This is a genomic window from Nocardiopsis sp. iso_25 (assembly GCF_056173305.1).
Genome location: NZ_CM149667.1, coordinates 6,017,371 through 6,037,622 on the forward strand (window position 1 = coordinate 6,017,371; position 20,252 = coordinate 6,037,622).

Genomic DNA, 20,252 nt, shown 5'->3' on the forward strand with positions numbered 1-20,252 from the left:
CCGGGCGTCTCCTCTCCTCCCCACGTCGGAACGCCCTGCGCATACCGGGTTTGCCGTGTGCTCCAGGGCACGCGTTCCGCGACCGCTGAGGCCGCCCGGGTCCGGGGCCGTCCGCCCCCGGACCGTCCACCGCGCATCGGGGCGCCTCCCCGGCGCCAAGGTCACGGACGCCGGGGCGGCTCCGCGCGCTGAACATCCCCGGGCGCCGCCGGTCGGCGGCGCCCGGGTCCCGCGTCACATCTGTTCCAGCAGCACGTCCTCCACCGCCTCGGCGTAGGCGCGCACCGTCTGGTGGTCGAACAGCAGCCGGGTGGGCACCGTGACGTCCAGCAGGCGTTCGACCTCGCGCACCACCTGGAGGCTGCGCACCGAGTCGCCGCCGATGTCGAAGAAGTTGTCGTTGCGCCCGATGCGCTCCAGCCCCAGGGTTCGCCCCCACACCTCGGCCACGGCCTCCTCGGTGGGGGTGCTCGGCTCGACGTGGACGGGCGCGGCGGCGCGCGCCCAGGCGGGTTCGGGCAGGCGGGCGCGGTCCACCTTGCCGTTGGCGTTGAGCGGCAGCGCCTCCAGCACGGTGACGGCCGCGGGCACCATGTAGGCGGGCAGCTCGCGGGACAGGCGCTCGCGCACCGGCTCCGCGTCCACCTCCCCTCCGGTGACGTAGGCGACGAGCTGGCGTCCGCCGGTGGGTGCCTCGGCCACGAGCACCACGGCCTGAGCGACCCCGGGTCCGCGCAGCAGGGCGGCTTCCACCTCGCCCATCTCGATGCGGAACCCGCGCAGCTTCACCTGGCCGTCCGCGCGGCCCACGAAGACCAGGCGCCCCTCGGCGGACCAGCGCACCAGGTCGCCGGTGCGGTAGAGCCGCCCGCCGTCGCCGAAGGGGTCGGCCACGAAGCGCTCGGCGGTCAGGCCGGGCTGGCCGTCGTAGCCGCGCGCCGTCCCCGGCCCGGACAGGTAGAGCTCGCCCACCGCGCCGGGCGGGACCGGGCGCAGGGCGCCGTCCAGGACGTGGGCGCCGGTGGCGTCCATGGGGCGTCCGATCGGGCAGTGCCCGGCGTCGGCCTCCTCCGCGCTCAGCGGGGTGCACGTGGCGAAGGTGGTGGCCTCGGTGGGCCCGTACACGTGCACCAGCTGGGTGTCGGGGCACGTCCGGCGCACGCGGGCGAGGGAGGCCGGGTCGGCGGCCTCCCCGCCGGTCCACAGCTGGCGCAGCCCCGCGAAGCACTCCGGGTCCTGCTGGGCGAAGAGGTTGAACAGGGCGGTGGTGAGGAAGACCGCGCTGACCCCGTGCCGGGCGGTGTGCTCGCGCAGGGTGTCGGCGGAGACCGGCCCGTCCGCCACCACCGCGGTTCCGCCGTTGAGCAGCGGCACCCAGACCTCGTAGGTGGCGGCGTCGAAGGCGTGCGGGGAGTGGAACAGCACCCTGTCGTGGCCCTCGCGCCAGCGGGAGTCGGCGCTGAGGGCGACCACGGCCCGGTGGTCGACCACCACGCCCTTGGGCGTGCCCGTGGAGCCCGAGGTGAACATGACGTAGGCGGCGGTGTGCCCGTGCACCGGGCCCCGGCGGACCGAGGTCTGCGCGCCCGCACCAGCACCCGAACCCCCACCGACACCAGCGGTCGCACCCGCCCCAGACAGTGTGCCGTCGGCGGCGTAGCCCACCACCGTCTCCACGTCCGCGCAGCGTTCGGCCATGCCGGGATCGGCCACCGCCACACGCGCGCCCAGCGCGCGGGCCAGGGAGGCGACCCGCTCCGCCGGAACGGTCTCGTGCAGCGGCGCGTAGGCGGCCCCCGTGCGCAGGACGCCGAGCATGGCGGCCACCACCCGCGGCGAACGCGGCATGAGCAGCAGCACCCGGGACTCCGCGCCCACGCCCAGCGCGGCCAGGCGGTCGGCGACCCGGTCGGCCTCGGCATCCAGTTCGGCGTAGGTCCACTCGCCGTCCGCGCCGACCAGGGCGGTCGCCTCGGAGTGGCGGGCGGCCCGCTCGGCGAACAGCGCGGTGACGGTGGCGGCGGGCGGCTCCTCTCCCCCGCCGTCGGCCAGGGCCAGCGACCGGGCCGGGTCGGCTCCGGCCACCCGCCCCAGGGGGCGTTCGGGGTCCTCGGTGAGCGAGACCAGGATGCGCTCCAGGTCGCCCAGCAGGCGGTCCGCGGTCGCGGCGTCGAAGCACGCCGGATCGTGGCCGAGTACCAGGCGCAGCCCGTCGGAGGCGTAGGCGCTCAGCGCGAGCGGGTAGTTGGTGGCCTCCACCGCGTTGACGAACCGGACCCGCAGCCCGTGTTCGGCGGCGGCGGCCTCATCAATGGGGTAGTTCTCGAACACCACGACGCTGTCGAAGAGCGGGGTGTCCCCGGGCAGGCCCGCCTCGGCCTGCACGCGCGCCAGCGACAGGTGGTCCTGGGCCCGCGAGCGCGCCTGGTCCTCCTGGAGGCGGCGCAGCCACCGCGCCACGGGCTCGGCGGGGTCCACGGCCACGCGCACCGGCAGGGTGTTGATGAACAGGCCCACGGCGGCCTCCACCCCGGGCATGTCGTCGGGGCGGCCGGAGGTGGTGGCGCCGAAGACCACGTCGGCCCGCCCCGAGTACGCGGACAGGAGCAGGGCCCACGCGCCCTGGACCACGGCGTTGACGGTCAGGCCGTGGGCGCGGGCGAAGGCGTGCACGGCTCCGGCCCGCTCCGGTGCGAGGACGGCCTCGCTGCGGGCGCTGGAGCGGGCGGCGCGCAGGGCTGTGGGAGGCCGGTCGTAGGGCAGCGGCGTGGGCTCGGTGACTCCCTCCAGCACGCCCCGCCAGAAGGCGTGCCCCTCCTCCGCGTCGCGTCCGGCCAGGCGGCGCAGGTACTCCCGGTAGTCGGGGCGCGCGGCCGGGACGCCGCCCCGGTAGGCGGCCAGGACGTCCTCCATGACCAGGGGCAGGCTCCACCCGTCCAGGACGAGGTGGTGGAAGGTCCACACCAGGCGCACGGAGGCGTCGCCGGTGCGCAGCAGGGCCACGCGCAGGAGCGGGTCGCGGACGGGGTCCACGCCCCGGGCGGCGTCCTCGGCCAGGTGGTCGGCCAGGGCCCGCTCGCGCTCGTCCTCCGTCGCGCCGCGCAGGTCGAGGTGTGCCACCTCGACGGGGACGGCGCGGTGCACGAGCAGGACCGGTTCGGACAGTCCCTCCCAGGCCACGCGGGCGCGCAGGACGGGGGTGGCCGCGACCACCCGCCGCCAGGCGCGGCCCAGGGCACCGGGGTCGTCCACGCCGTCCAGGTCCACGACGACCTGCTCCAGGTAGGAGCCGGAGTCGGGTTCCAGGGCGGAGTGGAAGAACATGCCCTGCTGCATGGGGGTGAGCGGCCACACGTCCTGGACGTCGCGGCCGTCGCCGACGAGGCGGTCCACCTCGTCCTGCTCCAGGCGCACGAGCGGGAAGTCGGAGGGGGTGGCCCCGCCGTGGACGGGGTCCAGGCAGTGCTCGACCAGCGCGGCGAGTTCGGCGGCCATGGCCTCGGCGAGGCGGCGCACGGTGGCCGTGCCGTGGACGGTGGTGGCGTGGTACCAGTCGAAGACCAGGCGTTCGCCCTCGAAGCGGCCCACCACCTCGACCAGGTGGGCGCGCTCCTCGTCCGGGGAGTGCTCGCCGCCGGGGTTGAGCCGCATCGCGGTGTGCAGGGCGCCCCGGCCGGGGTCGGTGTCGAAGCGGCCCAGGTAGTTGAAGCTCACGCCGGGCGCGGGGTCGCGCTCCAGACGGGCCCGCTGTTCGGGCGTGCCCAGGTGGCGCAGGGCGCCGTAGCCCAGACCGTTGCCGGGGACCGCGCGCAGCATCTCCTTGGTGGCGCGGATCTGCTCGGTCCGGTCGGGCCGGCCGGTGAGCACGACGGGGAACACGGTGGTGAACCAGCCCACGGTGCGCGAGGTGTCCAGGTCCTCGAACAGGTCCTCGCGGCCGTGGCCCTCCAGGTCCACGGGCACGCGCGCGGAGCCGGTCCACTCGCACAGCACCCGGCCCAGGGCGGACAGCAGCAGGTCGTTGACGCGGGTGCGGAAGGCCGCGGGCGCCTCGGCCAGCAGTCGGCGGGTGTCCTCCTCGGACAGCCCGGCGGTGACCACCTCCTGGTCGCGCACCAGGCCGTTGCCCCGGCCGGGGTGGTCGCGGGGCAGTTCGGCGCGGGTGGCGGCGACCCCGGCCCAGGTGTCGAGTTCGGCGTCGAAGGCCCCCTCTGCGGTGTGCCGGGCCAGGCGGTCGGCCCACACGGAGAAGGGGGTGGTGCGCGGCCCCGGGTCCACGGGCGCGCCCTCGGCGGCCTGGCGGTAGGCGGTGGCCAGGTCCTCCAGCAGCACCCGCCAGGACACCCCGTCCACGACGAGGTGGTGGGCGGTCAGCAGCAGCCGGGAGCCCTCGGGGCCGGAGTCGAGCAGGACGGCGGCGAAGACGGGGCCGCGGGCCAGGTCGAGGCCGCTGTGGGCGGCTCGGATGCTCTCCTCGGCCAGGTCGCGGGCCCGTCCGGGTTCGTGTCCGGACAGGTCGACCACGCTCAGCGGCGGGGCGGCCGTGCCGGGTTCGGCCACGCGCGGGCCGTCGCCGTCGCGGCGCAGCCGCAGCATGTCGTGGTGGTCGGCGAGGGCGGCCAGGGCGGTGCGCAGGGCGCGCGGCTCCAGGGGCCCGGCGAGGTCGAGCAGCACGGACATGGCGAAGTGGTCGGGGGCCACCGGGTGGGTGCGGTCGAACCAGCCCATGACGGGCGTGGCGGTGAGCGGGCCGCTCACCGGACCGGTGCCGGACGCGCCGGGCCGCCGCACCCGCGCCACCTCGGCCAGGGCGGCGACGCTGGGGTGGGAGAAGACGTCGCGGCTGCTCAGCTCCACACCGGCCCGGCGGGCCCGGGAGACCATCTGGATGCTGAGGATGGAGTCGCCGCCCAGGGCGAAGAAGTCGTCGTGGACGCCCACGCGCTCCACGGCCAGGACGGAGGCGAACACCTCGGCCAGGACGTGTTCGGTGTCGGTGCGGGGGGCGGTGTGCTCCCCGCCGTGCCCGGGGTCGGGCAGGGCGCGGCGGTCGACCTTGCCGTTGGCGGTCAGGGGCAGCGCGTCCAGGGCCACGACGACGGCGGGGACCATGTAGCCGGGCAGGGTGCGGGCCAGGGCGCGGCGCCACTCCTCGGCGGTCTCCTCGTCAGCCTCCCCGTTCGAGGGCACGGCGTAGGCGAGGAGCCTGCGCCCGCCGCCGGGTGCGGCGCGTACGAGGGCGACGGCCTCGGCGACGCCGTCCAGGGCGAGCAGGGCGGCCTCGACCTCGCCGGGTTCGATCCGGAAGCCCCGGATCTTGACCTGGGAGTCGGCGCGGCCGACGTACTCCAGCTCCCCGGAGCCGTTCCACAGCACGTGGTCGCCGGTGCGGTAGAGCCGTTCGCCGTCGCCGAAGGGGTCGGCCACGAAGCGTTCGGCGGTCAGCCCCGGGCGGCCCAGGTAGCCGCGGGCCACTCCGGCCCCGCCCACGTACAGCTCCCCGACCGCGCCCGGGGGCACCGGGCGCAGGAGGGTGTCGAGCACCCGCACGCGCATGCCGTCCAGGGGCGTGCCGATCGGCACGGTGCGCACCGGTTCGCCGGTGCGCGCGGCGGGGTGGTGGGCGGCGAAGGTGGTGGTCTCGGTGGGCCCGTAGCCGTTGGCGACCGCGGTGCCGGGGCAGGCCCGCAGCACCCGGTGCACGCTCGCGGGGCTGGCGGCCTCGCCCCCCGTGATGACCTCGCGCAGCGGCGCGAAGCAGGCGGGGTCCTGGGCGGCGTAGAGGTTGAACAGGGCGGCGGTGACGAAGGTCGAGGTGATCCGGTGTCGGCGGGCCAGCGCGCCGAACTCCTCGGCGCTCATGCGCCCGGGCGGCGCGACGACCACGGACCCGCCTCGCAGCAGCGGCGTCCAGATCTCGTAGGTGGCGGCGTCGAAGGCGTGCGAGGAGTGGAACAGCACGCGCTCGTCGCGGCCCCCGCCCCATCGGGAGTCGCGAGCCAGGGCCACCACGTCGGCGTGCGTGACCGCCACGCCCTTGGGCTCGCCGGTGGAACCGGAGGTGTGCATGACGTAGGCCAGCGCGCGCGGGTCGGCCCCGGGCAGGGGGGCCTCGGTCCGCACGGTCGGGTAGGGGCCGTGCCCGTCCAGGACCAGCACGCGCGCGTCGGTGCCCTCGGGCATGCGGGAGCGCGAGGCGGTGTCGGTGACGATGACGCGCGCGCCGGTGCGGGCGAGTGTCCAGGCCACGCGTTCGGCCGGGTCGTCCGGATGGACGGGGACGTAGGCGCCTCCGGCGCGCAGCACCGCGAGCATCGCGGTTACCACGTGCGGCCCCCGCTCCAGCAGCAGCGGCACGGCGTCCTCCGTGCCCACCCCCCAGGCCCGCAGCAGGCGGGCCAGGTCGGCGGAGCGGGCGTCGAGTTCGGCGTAGGTCAGCGCAGGGAAGTCTCCGACCAGGGCCGGGGCGCGGGGGGTGCGGGCGGCCTGCTCGGCGAACGCCGCGGTCACGGAGGCGGGCTCGCCCCGGGCGGGTGCGTGCTCCCAGGAGTCCAGGAGGGCGCGTTCGGCCCCGGGCCGCAGGTCCAGGGCGGCCAGGTCCAGGCCGGGGTCGGCGACGACGGCGTCGGCCAGCCGGGACAGGGCGTCGGCCAGGGCCGCCACGCGTCCGGCGTCGTACAGGTCGGTGTTGTACTCCACCGACAGGCGCAGGGCGCCGTCGCGTTCGGCGTACTCGAAGACCAGGTCGGCCAGGGCGGCGGTGCGCGGCAGGTCGACCTCCTCGGCGCGCAGGCCCTCCAGTTCCAGCCCGCCGGTGTGGGCGTTCTGGAGGACCATCAGCGCCTGGAACAGGGGGCCTCGGGAGGGGTCGCGCTCGGTGACCAGGGCGTCGACGACCCGGTCGAAGGGCATCTCGTGGGCGAGTGCGGCGTCGGCCTCGGCGCGCACCTGTCCGACGAACTCGGCCGCGGTGGTGCCCGGGCGCAGGCGCGAGCGGAGCACGACCGGGTTGACGAAGAAGCCGACCACGTCCTCGAGCTGGGGGTGGTCGCGTCCGGCGGAGGCCGCGCCCAGGGCGACGTCGGCCGAACCCGACGCGGCCGAGAGCACGGCCTGGGTCAGGGCGGCCAGGGTCGCGAAGAGTGTGGCGCCGCTCGCCCCGCCCAACGCGCGCAGCCCCCGGAGCTGGTCGGGGGTCAGGCGGGTTCGATGGACGGCCCCGGCGGTGGTGCGCCGGGCGGGGCGAGGGCGGTCGGTGGGCACTGCCAGCGGGGGCACGTCCTCCAGGGCGCGCGCCCAGTACTCCAGGCGGCGCCGGGCCTCGGGCCCCTCCCAGCGGCCCTGCTCCCAGACGGCGAAGTCGGCGTAGTCGGTCTCCGCACGGGTGTCGGGCTCCGCGCCGCGCACGGCGGCCCGGTAGTAGGCGGCGAGGTCGCGGTGGATCAGGTCGACCGACCAGCCGTCACAGGCGATGTGGTGGGTGCTCAGGACTAGGACGTGGTCCCGTTCGTCCAGGCGCAGCAGCAGGGCGCGGGTGGGCGGCCCCGCCACGAGGTCGAAGGGGGTGTCCACCTCGCGCAGCAGGTGCCGGTGCAGCTCCCGCTCCCGGTCGGCCGGGTCGGCGGAGGGGATCTCGCGCACGGTGAGCAGGTCGGCGCGGGGTTCGCGCACGTGCTGGACGGGTTCGCCGTCGACGGTGTCGTAGGTGGTGCGCAGGGCCTCGTGGCGCCGCTGGAGCAGTTCCAGGGCGCGGCGGAGCGCGGGCACGTCGAGCGGTCCGCGCAGGCGGAAGGCGCTTCCGGTGTGGTACTCGGCGCTGTCGCCGTCGAGCTGGTGCAGGAACCACAGGCGGCGCTGGGCCGCGGACAGCGGCAGCGGCCGGCCGCGCCCGGCCGGGACGATGGGTTCCTCGCGGCGCCCGGCGTCCCCGGCCGCGGCGATGCCCTCGGGGGTGGGGTGGCGGAACAGCGCGCGCGGGTCGAGGCCGGTGCCCAGGCGCTCGCCCAGGCGCCAGGCCACGCGGGCGGCGAGGATGGAGTCGCCGCCCAGGACGAAGAAGTCGTCGCGGGCGCCGACCCGCTCCAGGCCCAGGGCCGCGGCGAACTCCTCGGCCGCGGCGCGCTCGGCTTCCCCGCGCGGCTCGACGTGGTCGGCGGCGGAGCGGACGGCGGGCGCGGGCAGGGCGCGGTGGTCGACCTTGCCGTTGGCGGTCAGGGGCAGCGCGTCCAGGGCCACGACGGCGGTGGGGACCATGTAGCCGGGCAGGCGGTCGGCCAGGCGTTCGCGCAGGACACCGGTGTCGGCGGTGCCGACGACGTAGCCGACCAGGACGCGCGCGCCGGGGGCGTCCTCGCGGACGGTGACCAGGGCCTGGGAGACGCCGTCCTGGTCGAGCAGGGCGGCCTCGATCTCGCCGGGTTCGATCCGAAAGCCCCGGATCTTGACCTGGGAGTCGGCGCGGCCGACGTACTCCAGCAGGTCGTCGGCGTTGCGGCGCACCAGGTCGCCGGTGCGGTAGAGGCGCTCGCCGCCGCCGAGGGGGTCGGCCACGAAGCGCTCGGCGGTCAGCCCCGGCCTCCCCAGGTAGCCGCGGGCCACCCCGGCCCCGCCCACGTACAGCTCGCCCACCTGGCCCGGATCGACCGGGGCCAGCCGGTCGTCGAGCACCCGGGCGAACATGGCGTCCAGGGGCGTGCCGACGGGCACCGACAGCAGCGGGGGCCGGTCGCGGTCCACGGCGAAGTGCGTGGCGAAGGTGGTGGTCTCGGTGGGCCCGTAGCCGTTGGCGACCGCCGTGCCGGGGCAGGCGTCCAGCACGGCGCGGACCGCGCCGGGCGGGACGGCCTCTCCCCCGGCGATGACCTCGCGCAGCGGGGCGAAGCAGGAGGGGTCCTGGGCGGCGAACAGGTCGAACAGGGCGGCGGTGACGAAGGTCGAGGTGATCCGGTGGCGGCGGGCCAGCGCGCCGAACTCCTGCGCCGAGAGCCGCTGCGGCGGCGCGACGACCACGGCCCCACCGCGCAGCAGCGGTACCCAGATCTCGTAGGTGGCGGCGTCGAAGGCGTGCGAGGAGTGGAACAGCACCCGCTGGTCACGGCCGCCGCCCCACCGGGAGTCGTGAGCCAACGCGACCACGTCGGCGTGCGTGACCGCCACGCACTTGGGCTCCCCGGTGGAGCCGGAGGTGTGCATGACGTAGGCCAGCGCGCGGGGGTGCGGGGCGGGCAGCTCCGGGTCGGAGGGGGTACACGCGGCCGTGCCGTTGCCGACGGCACGGCCCCCGGCCGCGCGGTCCTTGGCGGCAACGCCCCCGACAGCGTCGTCCCCGGTGGCACGGTCCCCGGCCACGCCGTTCCCGGCCGCTCCGTTTCCTGCGGAGTCGATCCCGGTGGCGCCGTCCCGTCCGCGCTCCCCGGCCTCCGGGGCGCCCTCCGCGTCCAGGTCCAGGATCCGGGCCAGGTCGCCCAGGCGCGCGGGCAGGCGGGGGCCGAGCACGCGGTCGGTGAGCACCAGGTGCGCGCCGGTGCGCTCGGCGGCGGCGAGCACCCGGTCGGCGGGCTCGTCGGGGTGGACGGGCACGTAGGCGCCTCCGGCGCGCAGCACCGCGAGCATCGCGGTGACCACGTGCGGCCCCCGCTCCAGGGCGAGCAGGACCGTGCCCTCGGGGACGAGCCCGCGGGCCAGCAGCAGGCGGGCCAGGTCGGCGGAGCGGGCGTCGAGCTCGGCGTAGGTCACCGCCGGGAAGCCGCCGAGCAGGGCCGGGGCGTCGGGGGTGCGGGCCGCCTGCCGGGCGAAGGCCTCCGGGACCGAGGAGGGCGAGGCCGTGTCCGCGGGGTCGGGGGCGAAGCGGGTGGACTCCTGGGAGGACAGCACGTGACGGCTCCTGGCGCGTGTTCGAAGGCAAGGGCGGAAGGGCGTGTGTGGGGGGCGGCGCGGGGGACAGGTGTTCCGTCGCCGCGGCGGCGCGGCCACTCGGCGGCGAGGGGCACGGAGGCGAATCGGGCCGCCATTCCCGGCGGACCGTCGCACGAGGACAGAGCTTGCCACATCTCCTTATCCAACCGGGCACTTTACCAAAAAGCCCGTCATTCAGATATTCCCTCGGGCGACAGACAACCCAAGACCGAGCACCTTGCGCCACACGGAATACTCAGGCCTCAAAGCAGACAAAATAGAGCAAAAGTGTTATTCGACAGATCACGCCAGTACAAATACATACAAAGCGAACAAAAGCCATGCACGAGCGGAAGGTTTAGATACCGTACGGAGTGGTTAAATTACTCAAAGTAAAGGATCGGACAATACCTGTCCACATGCGGCCACCAGGGAAATCTTTCCCCCGCCCGCAGGTCAGACCGTACGCACGCCCCCGACGTACGCCGCCGCCGAAACCGCACCCCCGACACGGACCCGGCGACCGCGCCCCGACGCCTCTCCGCCGGGGCGGTCCCGCCCCGGCCGAGCACATCACCGCTGCTCAGGACCACGGCAAGGCCCTTACCACACTCCGGAACCCAGTACACGGGTTACTCCGCAAAAGACCGAACCGCGTTCATCCGACGATCTCTTCGACCCCTCCGCCGCAGATAAGCCGCCGTTTCATCGACCAAAACAGCGCTTACGCGAACAGGAGAACTATTGACCGCAATCCCCCCTTCACCAGCACGAACGGGTGACAAGGAACACAATCACACGGGTAAACCCGAGCCGTTGTCGACCGACGTCCCCAACGCGTCACGACCCTTCCATCCAAGCCTTCACCGTCCCGACCGGAAGGCGAACCCCCTGCTAACGGCGGGGATACACCGGGAAAAACACGAAGGCCTCAGTACGCGGCGAATGTCTTCACACCCCGGAAATCTCCTGGAAGGCCCGGACCGTATTCCCCGTCACCTGGTTCCCGACATATCCGAAACCCTTGCCAAGATTCGAAGCGATATGTGAGTATCCGTGGCACGTGCGGTCTACCGCCCCGTCCCCGCCGAAGCGACCGGCCGCTCCCGTCCCGAGCGCCGGCCTTTCGGGTGCCCTCCGACTCCCACGAGGAGAACGTCGTGCGCGACGCCCTGTCCGACCTGCTCCGCCGGACCTGTCACCAGGCCGGCGTCCCCGGAGCCCAACTGGCGGTCTACCACCGCGGTGAGCTGCACAGCTGCGCCACCGGGGTGGAGAACGCCCAGACGGGGCGCCCCGTGGCGCCCGACTCGCTCTTCCCGATGGGCTCGGTGACCAAGACCGTCACCGCCGCCCTGGTCATGCAACTGGTGGAGGACGGCGACGTCGACCTCGACTCCCCGGTCCTGGACCACCTGGGCGGGGCCGCCCCCGACCACCCGCTGCGGGGCGCCACCCCCCGCCACCTGCTCAGCCACACCTCCGGTCTGGTCTCGGAGCGCTCCGAGACCGCGCCCGCGCCCTCCCTGCGCCGCTACGTCTCCTCGCTCACGCCCGAGGACCGCGTCGCCGAGCCGGGCACGCTGTTCTCCTACTCCAACACCGGCTACGCCGTGGCGGGCCGACTCGTGGAGGCCGTCACCGGGCAGAGCTGGTGGGAGACCGTGGAGTCGCACCTGTGCGGCTCCACCGGCATGGAGCTGGCGCCGGTCCTGGCACCGCAGCCCTTCCCCACCGCCGACCTGGTCACCGGACACGCCGTCGACGGCGCGGGCCGGGCCCACCCGGTGGGCTTCCACATCGAACCGGCACTGGCCCCGGCCGGGGGCCTGGCCGCCAGCGCCACCGCCCTGGCCGCCTTCGGCCGCGCCTTCCTCGACCCCGAACACGCCGCCCTGGACGGCGAGGTCGCCGCCCCGGACGTGCTGCGCGAGATGGGCCGCTCGGTGAGCGTGGCCGACCCCTTCGGCCTGGCCGACGGCTGGGGCGCCGGGTGGTCGCTGCACCTGGCCGGGGACCGCCTGTGGTACGGCCACGACGGCACCCTGGACGGCGCCACCTGCAACCTGCGCGTGGACCCCGAGGGCGGCTCCGTGGTCGCGCTGACCACCAACGCCACCACCGGCGTGACCGCCTGGGAGCACGTGGTCCGCGGCCTGCGCGAGCTGGGGGTGGACGTGGGCCACTACCGCCAGCCCGACGCCGCGGCCGAGGGCGGAGCCACCGGGCCCGGCCCAGACCTGGTCACCGGGCGCTACGGCAACGGCGGCCTGGCCGCCGAGGTCGTCCCCGGCAGGGACGGATACCGGCTGGTCATGTCCAACGGCTTCGAGGGCCCGTTGTCCACCGGGCCGGGCGGCGCCTTCCGCGTCGTCTCCGAACGCCACGGCGGGATCGCGCTCAGCGGTCGCTTCCTGGCCGACCCCGCCGAGCCCCGGCGCGCCACGGCGCTCCAGTACAACGGGCGCACCCTGCGCCTGAGCGGGCTCGCCGTGGGCCCCAACGCCTGATCCACTCCCTGCGCAGACGAGGACCGGCACAGCCACCATGAGCAGCGAAGCCACCGCCGACCCCACCACCGACGCCGCCCGGGCCAGGGCGCGCGAGGAGGTCCTGCGCCGCCTGCGCTCGCGCGGCGGGAGCGGCCAGGACATCCCGCGCGTGCCCCGCGACCGCCCGGCCGCGCTGTCCTTCGCCCAGCAGCGGCTGTGGGTCCTGGAGCAGATGGCTCCCGGCCGCACCGACTACAACTCCGCCCTGGTGCTGCGGCTGACCGGGGACCTGGACGCCGGGGCGCTGCGGCGCTCCCTGACCGCGCTCGTGCACCGGCACGAGTCCCTGCGCACGACCTTCACCGAGGTGGACGGCGAGGGGCGCCAGGTCATCGGCGCCCCCCGCGAGGTGGAACTGCCGGTGACCGCCGCCGGAAGCCGCGAGGAGGCCGCCGAACTGGCGGCCCGCGAGTACGCCCTGCCCTTCGACCTGGAGCGCGGCCCCCTGATGCGGTCCCGGCTGCTGGCCGAGGGGCCCGGAGTCCACGTGCTGGTGCTGTGCCTGCACCACATCGTCACCGACGGCTGGTCCCTGGACCTGCTGCGCACCGAACTGGACACCCTCTACCGCGCCGCCACCGCCGACCCCGGGCGCACGCCGGACTCCCTGGCCGGGGAGCTGGGCGCGCCGCCCCTCCAGTACGCCGACTACGCCGCGTGGCAGCGCACGCGCCTGGACGGCCCCGCCCTGGACCGCTCCCTGGAGCACTGGCGCCGCAGGCTCGCCGACCCGCCCGTGCTCGAACTGCCCACCGACCGCCCGCGCCCGGCCGTGCGCGAGGGAGCGGGCGACACCCTGCCCTTCGCGCTGTCCGCGCCGCTGACGGAGCGCCTCGAACGCCTGGCCGCCGACCACGACACCCACCTGTCCACGGTGCTGCTGGCCGCGGCCCAGGTGACCGCGGCCCGCTGGAGCCGCAACCCCGACGTGGTGCTGGGCACCGTCGCCTCCGGCCGCGAGGACCGGCGGCTGCACGCGACGGCGGGCTTCTTCGTCAACACCCTGGCCGTGCGCCAGCACGTGGACGAGGAGCTGTCCTTCGGCGCGCTGCTCGACCGGACGCGCGCCGGGTTCCTCGCCGACCTCGACCACGGTGAGGTCCCCTTCGACACGGTCGTGGACGCCGTCCTGACCGAACGCGACCCCGCCGTGCCTCCGCTGGTGCAGGCCGCCGTGGTCTTCCAGAGCGCCCAGGGACCCGAGGCGGGACTGGGCGGCCTGGAGGCCGAGCCCGTGCCGGTGCGGCGCGGCCAGTCGGTCTTCGACCTGACCCTGGAGTTCCGCCCCGGGCCCGGCGGCGTCACCGGTTCGGCCGAGTTCGACACCGCGCTGTTCGACCGCGCCACCGTGGAGCGCCTGGTCGGAGACCTGGTGCGGGTGCTGGAGAACGCCGAGGACCCCCGGCCGCTGCGCGCCGTGGCGCTGGTCGGCCCCGAGCGGGCCCGGGAGCTGGAGCGCTCCTGGACCGGCAAGCCCGGTCCCCGGCCGCGGAGCCTGCCCGAACTGTTCGCCGAGCGGGCGCGCCTGCGCCCCGACGACCCCGCCCTGGTCGGCGCGGACCGCACCGTCTCCTTCGCCGAGGCCGACGACCGGGCCGCGCGCCTGGCCCGGCGGCTGCGCGAACTCGGCGTGGCGCGGGGCGACCGCGTCGGCGTGTGCGTGGAGCGCGGCCCGGCCCAGGCCGAGGCCCTGCTGGGCGTGGTGTACGCGGGGGCGGTCTACGTCCCCCTGGACCCGGAGTACCCGAAGGAGCGCCTGGCCGCGGTCCTCGACGACGCCGAGCCGCGCGCGGTCGTCGCCGACAGCGCGTGCGCCCGCCGCCTGCCCGGGAGCGGCCCGCTAGTGGACGCGTCCGACCCCGAACTGGCCCGCGCGGAGCCGCTGCGCGAGCACGTCCTCCCCGAGGACCCCGCCTACCTCATCTACACCTCCGGTTCCACCGGAAGGCCCAAGGGCGTCCTGGTGGCGCACCGCGGCCTGGCCGCCCTGGCCGCCTTCCAGGGCGAGCGCATGGGTGTGGGCCCCGGCTCGCGGATGCTCCAGTTCGCCTCCCCCAGCTTCGACGCGGCCATCGCCGAGCTGGTGGTGGCACTGCTCAACGGCGCGGCCTCCGTGCTGCTGCCGCGCCCCTCCCTGGCGGGCGAGGGCCTGCCCCGCGCCCTGCGCGAGCACCGCGTCACCCACGTGACCCTGCCGCCCGCACTGCTGCCCGGCCTGTCCCCCGACGAACTGGGCCCGGTGGAGCACCTGCTCCTGGCCGGCGAGGCCTGCCCCGGCGAGCAGATCGCCCGCTTCCGCGCCGACCGGGCCGTGTACAACGGCTACGGCCCCACCGAGTCCACCGTGTGCACCACCCTCAGCGCGCCGCTGTCGGACGGCGGCAGTCCTCCCCTGGGCGACCCCGCGACGGGCACCCGCGTACGGGTCCTGGACCGCTGGCTGCGCCCGGTGCCCGACGGCGTCCCCGGCGAGCTCTACATCAGCGGCGACGGGCTGGCGCACGGCTACCTCAACCTGCCCGGCACCACCGCCGCGCGCTTCGTCGCCGACCCGGACGGCGGGGGCGGGCGCATGTACCGCTCCGGCGACCTGGTCCGCCGCGTCGGCGGGCGGCTGGAGTTCCTCGGCCGCACCGACGACCAGGTCAAGATCCGCGGCCACCGCGTGGAGCCGGGCGAGGTCGAGCACGCCCTCACCCGCCTGCCCGGGGTCGGGCGGGCCGTGGTCGTGGTCGACGGCACCGGCGCCTCGCGCCGCCTGGTCGCCTACGCCGTCCCCTCCCCCGGGCACGCCCCGACCCCCGCCGACCTGGAACGGGCCGCCCGCGTACTCCCCGCCTACATGGTCCCGGCGGCCTTCGTCGTACTGGACCGCGTCCCGGTCACCGCCAACGGCAAGACCGACCGGCGCGCCCTGCCCGCCGTGGACTGGGCCGCGCGCTCCGGCGCCGGGCACACGGCCCCGCGCAACCGCGCGGAGCGGGAGCTGGCCCGGGTCTGGTGCTCCCTGCTGGGCCTGGAGCGCGTCGGCGTGCACGACGACTTCTTCCGCGTGGGCGGCGACTCCGTCACCGGCGTGCGCGTGCTCGCCCGCGCCGCCGAGCCGCTCGGTTTCCGGCCCCCGCTGCGCGCGCTGTTCGAGCGGCCGACCATCGCGGCGCTGGCCGAGCTCTACGACGGCTCCGGCGACCGCCGCGACGCGCCCGCGCGGACGGAGCACGAGGGCCCGGCGCCCCTGTCCTCCGCCCAGCGCCGCATGTGGTTCCTTGACCAGTACTCGCCCGGCGGGTCCGGGTACAACTCCGGCGGCGCGCTGCGCCTGTCCGGCGAGCTGGACACCGCGGCGCTGGAGCGGGCCCTGCACGCCCTGTCCGCGCGCCACGAGGCGCTGCGCACGGTCTTCCCCTCCCGGGACGGCACGCCGCACCAGGTCGTGCTCCCCGATTCCGGCCTGCCCGTGGAGACGGTCGAGCTGGACCGCCTGCCCGTGGAGGGGGCCGGGCTGAACGGCCCGTCCGGCGCCGGACGCGAGGAGCGGCTGGACGCGCTGCTGGAGGAGTTCGCCGCGCGCCCCTTCGACTTGGCCCGGGGGCCCCTGACCCGGGTCCTGCTGGTGCGCGTAGACGAGGGCGACCACGTCCTCTCCATCACCATGCACCACATCGTCACCGACGCCTGGTCGATGTCGGTGCTCGTCGGGGAGCTGGGCGCGCTCTACGAGGCCGCCCGCGAACGGCCCGGCGCACCCGCCGACGCGCTGCCCGGCGCCGCGGACCTGGAGCCGGTGGGCCTGCGCGCCACCGACGTGGCCGTCTGGCAGGAGGAGCGGGCCCGCTCGGGCGCCTTCGAGGAGCACCTGCGGTACTGGCGCGAGCAGCTCGCCGGAGTGGAGCCCCTGGCGCTGCCGACCGACCGGCCCCGGCCCGCCCGGCGGCGCGGCCTCGGCGCCGCGCGCGCCTTCGAGGTCCCCGCGCGGGTCCGCGAGGGCGTCCGCGCGCTGGAGTCCGAGCACGGTCTCACCCTGTTCATGGTGCTGGCCGCCGCCACCGCCGTGACCCTGTCTCGCCACAGCGGCCAGCGCGACCTCGTGCTGGGCACGGTGACCTCCGGGCGCGACGACGCGGCCCTGGAGAACACGGTCGGGTTCTTCGTCGACACCGTGGCCCTGCGGCTGCGGCTGGACCCCGACGCGAGCGCGGCCTCGCTGCTCGCCGACGTGCGCGAGACCGTCCTGGCCGCGTTCGAGCACGGCGAGGTGCCCTTCGACAGCGTCGTGGACGCGACCGGGCAGGAACGCGATCCCTCCCGCCCCACCCTGGTCCAGGCGCTGGTCACCCTGCGCAACACGCCGGGCGCCCCCTGGCGGGTCAGCGGGCTCGACGCGCGCCCGCACGACGTCGCCCACCGGCACACCCAGTTCGACCTGACGGTGGAGTTCGCGGAGGAGGACGGACGGCTGCTGGGCGCGGTGGAATACGACACCGACCTGTTCGACGCCCGCACCGCCGACCGGATAGCCCACCACCTGACCGCCGTCCTCGACCTGCTCTCGCGCACGCCCGGGGCGCCCGTGCGCTCCCTGGCCCCCGCGCCCGCCCCGGAGGAGGCAGAGGCCCTGCGGTCCTGGGGCACGGGCGCGCCCGGCCACCCCCCGGCCTCAGTGCCCGGCCTGTTCGGCGAGCGGGCGCGCCAGACCCCCGACCACCCGGCCCTGGCCGGCCCCGGCGTCGCGGTGACCTACGCCGAACTGGACCGCGCCTCGGCGGCCCTGGCGGTGCGGCTGCGCTCGCTGGGGGTGGGGCCCGAGACGCCCGTGCCGCTGCTGCTGGAGCGGGGGCCGCACGTGGTCACCGCGATGCTCGCGGTGCTGCGCGCCGGGGGCGCCTACGTCCCCGTGCACGCCGACGACCCCGCTGAACGCGTCCGCCTGCTGGTCGCCGAGACGGGGGCGCCCTGCGTGCTCACCGACGCCGCCTCCGCCGACCGGGTGCCGCCGACCTGCACGGCGGTGCTGGTCGACGCCGCCGACGCCGCACCGGCCTCGGAGGCCGGGGCGCGAGGGCTGAACGACGCCCACCCCGACCAGCTCGCCTACGTCATGTACACCTCCGGTTCCAGCGGCACGCCCAAGGGCGTGGCGGTGACCCACGCCGACGTGGTGCGCCTGGCCGCGGACCACCGCTGGTCCGGCGGGCACGCCCGGCGCACGCTCTTCCACTCCTCGCACGCCTTCGACGCCGCCACCTACGAGATCTGGGCGGCGCTGCTGACCGGCGGCACCGTCGTGGTGGCCCCGCCGGGGCGGCTGGACGCGGACGGCTTCGCCGCCCTGGTGTCGGAGCACCGGGTCAGCGCCACCTTCGTCACCGCGGCGCTGTTCAACCTCTACGCCGCGCAGGACCCCTCCTGCTTCACCGGGATGGAGCAGGTCATCACCGGGGGCGAGGCGGCCAGCCCGCACGCGGTGGAGCGGGTGCGCCGCGCCTGCCCGGACACGACCGTGGCCAACGGCTACGGGCCCACCGAAACCACCACCTTCGCCGCCCACCACGCGCTTCCCCGGGAGGGCGCAACGCCCGAACCGGTGCCGATCGGCCGCCCCCTGGACGGCACCCGGCTGCACGTGCTGGACGAGCGGCTGCGGCCGGTCCCGGTGGGAGCCATCGGCGAGCTGTACGTGGGCGGCCGGGCCACCCGCGGCTACCACGGCCGCCCCGGTCTGACCGCCGAACGCTACGTGGCCGACCCCTTCGGCGACGGCGGGCGGCTCTACCGCACCGGCGACCTCGTGCGCTGGAACAACTCCGGCGAGCTGGAGTACACCGGCCGCGCCGACTCCCAGGTCAAACTGCGGGGTTTTCGCATCGAACCCGGGGAGGTGGAGGCGGCCCTGCTGCGCCTGCCCGACGTGGCGCAGGCCACCGTCCAGGTGCACCGCTCCGCCTCGGGCGCGCGCGGCCTGGTCGCCTACGCGGTCCGCGCTCCGGGAGCGGACGCGGACCTGCCGGACGTGCGCGAGCGGCTGCGCCGGACTCTGCCCGACTACATGGTTCCGGGCGCCGTGGTGTTCTTGGACGCCATCCCCCTCAACGCCAACGGCAAGGTGGACCGGGCCGCCCTGCCCGAACCGGCCGAGCCCGGGGAGCGCACCGCTCCGGACGCGGCCCCGCGCGGCGTCGTCGAGGAGGCGCTCGCGGGCATCTGGGCGGAGCTGCTGCGGGTCGCGGAGGTGGGCCGCCACGACAACTTTTTCTCGCTGGGCGGCGACTCGATCCTGAGCATCCAGATGGTCTCGCGGGTGCGCGAGGCCGGATGGAACATCACCACGCGCGACGCCTTCCTGCACCAGACGGTCGCCGACCTGGCCGCCGCGGCCGAGCGGGGCGGGGCCGCGGACGGCCCCGCCGCGCGGGTGCCGGTCACCGGGGCCGTCCCACCCACCCCGGTGGAGCGCTGGTTCCTGCGCACCCGCACGCGCCGCCCCGAGCACTTCGACATGTCGCTGCTGTTCGAGGCGGCCGAGGGCACCGACCCGCTGCTGTGGGCGCGGGCCGCCGACAGCCTGCCCGCGCACCACGACATGCTGCGGCTGCGGGTCACCGACACCGCGGACGGCCCGCGCGGGCACCTGGACGCCGACGCGGCGCCTGGCGCCCGGGTGGTGCGCGTGGACGGCGGCGACGACGAGCTGGAGCGGGCGGTGGAGCGCGAGGCCCTGCGCGAGCGCCCCGCCAAGCGGCTCGCGGAGGGGCCCCTGTTCGAGGCGGTGGTGTTCGACCGGAACGGGCGCCGGGCGCCGCGGGTGCTGCTGTCGGCGCACCACCTGGTGGTCGACGCCGTGTCCTGGCGGGTGCTGCTGGAGGACCTGGCCACCGCCTACGGGCAGCTGGAGCGCGGGGAGGCGGTGGACCCGGGTGCGCCCACCACCCCCTTCCCCGAGTGGGCTCGCCGCCTCGGCGAGCACACCGCCCGGGGGGCCTTCGACGGGGACGCCGGGTACTGGGCCGACCTCGCGTCCCGGGCCGCGGACGCCCGCCTGCCCGTGGAGCTGGGCTCGGGCCCCAACGACGTGGCCTCCCAGCGGATCGTCACGGCCGCCCTGTCGGCGGAGGAGACCGAGGCGCTGCTGCGCCGGGTGCCCGGCACGCTGCGCAGCAGCATCGACGACGTGCTGCTCGGCGCGCTGGGCCGGGTGCTGACCGACTGGAGCGGCGACCCCCGCCTGCTGGTGGCCAAGGAGGGCCACGGCCGCGAGGACCTGTTCGACGACGTGGACCTGTCCCGCACGGTGGGCTGGTTCACCGCCATCCACCCGGTGCTGCTGGAGGTCCCCCCGGGCGCCGGCACGGCCGAGGCGGTGGCCGCCGCCCGGGCCCAGCGGCGGGCCGCGCCGGAGGCGATCGGGTTCGGGGCGCTGCGCGAGCTGGGCGGCGACCGGGTTCCGGCGCCGCTGGCCGCGATGCCCGAACCCCAGGTGGCCTTCAACTACCTGGGGCGGTTCGGCGACCAGGACGTCGGGCCGGTGGGGCGCCTGCTGCCCCTGCCGCCGTGCGACCACGCCCCGCAGGAGGAGCGCACCGGCCTGTTCGACGTGACCGGCGGCGTCACCGGTGGACGGCTGGAGTTCTCCTGGACCTACTCGGCCAACCGGCACCGCCCCGAGACGGTGCGGGCCCTGGCCGACGAGTACGCCGAACGGCTGCGCGGCCTCGTGCGCGAGGCCGGGCGCGGGCGGGCCCGGAACCGCCGGGCGCGCTGACCGTGCCGCGCGAACGGCGCGCGGCACCCACGACAAGGAGACGGAAC

The 20,252-nt window shown here is 76.1% G+C and carries 3 protein-coding genes; 2 read left to right on the plus strand and 1 reads right to left on the minus strand.

The genetic code is table 11. From position 1 onward, the window contains the following. Positions 1-234: 234 nt before the first annotated feature. Complete coding sequence (locus tag AC0VX6_RS25940) at positions 235-9,873, minus strand: amino acid adenylation domain-containing protein (RefSeq protein WP_475466555.1); 9,639 nt, start codon at positions 9,871-9,873, stop codon at positions 235-237. A 1,151-nt stretch (positions 9,874-11,024) separates the two neighbouring features. Here AC0VX6_RS25940 and AC0VX6_RS25945 point away from each other — a divergent pair. Both AC0VX6_RS25945 and AC0VX6_RS25950 read left to right on the plus strand, forming a co-directional pair. Beyond that, positions 11,025-12,404 carry a serine hydrolase domain-containing protein gene (locus tag AC0VX6_RS25945; RefSeq protein ID WP_475466557.1) on the plus strand — a complete coding sequence of 460 codons (1,380 nt, stop codon included), beginning with the start codon at positions 11,025-11,027 and terminating at the stop codon, positions 12,402-12,404. A gap of 37 nt (positions 12,405-12,441) precedes the next feature. Next, the gene (locus AC0VX6_RS25950) at positions 12,442-20,205 is read left to right on the plus strand and encodes an amino acid adenylation domain-containing protein (protein WP_475466558.1); all 7,764 of its coding nucleotides are present in this window, start codon (positions 12,442-12,444) and stop codon (positions 20,203-20,205) included. Positions 20,206-20,252 lie beyond the last annotated feature (47 nt).